The following is a 1,671-nucleotide window of genomic DNA, read 5'->3' on the forward strand; positions in this document are numbered from 1 at the left end:
CCTCGCGCATTCACCGGAATTCCGACACCGTGTGTCGGTATGAGGAAAGGGTGCTCTGACCTGCGATAATTCGAGTTGTCTAGGTTCGAATATGGCAGTTGCAGGAGCACCCTTTCGGTGAGTCAGTCTATGTCGTGGTACCCGTCGCTGAAAGTTGACGGGACCGGAACGGGCGTCGTGTCGCAGGCCGGGGCGGTCGCGCTGCTGCGCGTTGCGGCCAAAGTCGGGTTGGATCGGGTGTTGTCGCAGGTGCTGGCGCCGTGGCGCAAATCCCTCGCGACGCACGATCCGGGCAAGATCGTGCTGGATCTGGCGGTGTCGATCGCGATCGGCGGTGACTGCGCGGCGGATCTGTCGGTATTGCGGTGCGAGCCTGGGGTTTTCGGTTCGGTGGCCTCGGATTCGACGGTGTCGCGGCTGATCGCGGTGCTGGCCGCGGACGCACCGAAGGTGCTGTCGGGGATGGCTTCTGCTCGCGCCAGGGCCAGAGCCACGGCCTGGGCGAAGTCCGGAGAACACGCACCCGACCACGACATCGACGCCGAGCATCCGCTGATCATCGACCTGGACGCATCGCTGCTGGACGCTCACAGCGAGAAAGAAAGGGCTGCACCGACATTCAAGAAAGGATATGGCTTTCACCCGCTGTTCGCGTTCATCGACCACGGCGCTGAGGGCACCGGGGAGCCCGCGGCGATCATGCTGCGGCCGGGGAACTCCGGCGCCAATACTGCTGCGGACCACAAGACGGTGCTGGCCGCCGCGCTCGAGCAGTTGCCGTGCCGGCCCGGCTACCGAGTCGGCCGGAAAGTGCTGGTACGCACCGACGCCGGCGGAGGCACCCACGAATTCGTGAACTACTGCACGGCTCGGCGGTTGCAGTACTCGCTGGGTTTCGGACTCACCGAAGCCCTGGTCGAGGCAGTCAACAAGATCCCGAAGGACGTGTGGACCCCCGCCTACGACGCCGAGGGCCAGGTACGCCCCGGCGCCTGGGTCGCCGAACTCACCGGCCTGGCCGAGCTGACCGGCTGGCCCGAGGACATGCGGCTGGTGATCCGCAAAGAACGCCCGCACCCAGGCGCTCAGCTGCGGTTCACCGACGTAGATGGGCTGCGGTTGACCGCGTTCGTCACCAACGCCCGCCGCGGCCAGCTGCCCGACCTGGAGTTACAGCACCGGCGCCGGGCTCGTTGCGAAGATCGGATCCGTCATGCGAAAGACACCGGAATTCGTAACCTGCCGTTCCACGGTTTCGACCAGAACCGGATCTGGACCGCGATCACCGTCATCGCGATGGACCTGATCGCCTGGCTGCAAACCATCGCACTGCACGACCACGACGCCCGCCGTTGGGAACCGAAAACCTTACGCCTGCACCTGTTCTCGCTACCCGCCCGCATCACACGCCACGCCCGCAGAACCTGGCTACGACTACCGAGCCACCACCCGCACACCGGCCTGATGGTCACCGTCATCGGTCGCCTGCAATCTGGCTGACCAGCGCCAACCACCCCAACAAGAGGAAAGGACAACTATTCCGGGCCCGTGGAGCCCGGCGGCCAACCCGCCGACCGGGCCACCCAAGATTGCCCGAAAGCCGCTGATCAGCGGCAAACAACCAATCCGAACCCGATCACGCCGGGCCGCAGGCCCGGCGCAAGATCCAGG

The 1,671-nt window shown here is 65.6% G+C and carries 1 protein-coding gene; it reads left to right on the forward strand.

The genetic code is table 11. The features are described 5' to 3' along the window. Positions 1 to 117 precede the first annotated feature (117 nt). Positions 118 to 1,500: an IS1380 family transposase gene (locus NRB20_RS37345; RefSeq protein WP_406603924.1), complete on the forward strand. Its 1,383-nt coding sequence runs from the start codon at positions 118 to 120 to the stop codon at positions 1,498 to 1,500. Positions 1,501 to 1,671: the final 171 nt, after the last annotated feature.

The sequence above is a fragment of the Nocardia macrotermitis genome (assembly GCF_009604405.1).
Classification (GTDB): Bacteria; Actinomycetota; Actinomycetes; order Mycobacteriales; family Mycobacteriaceae; genus Nocardia; species Nocardia macrotermitis.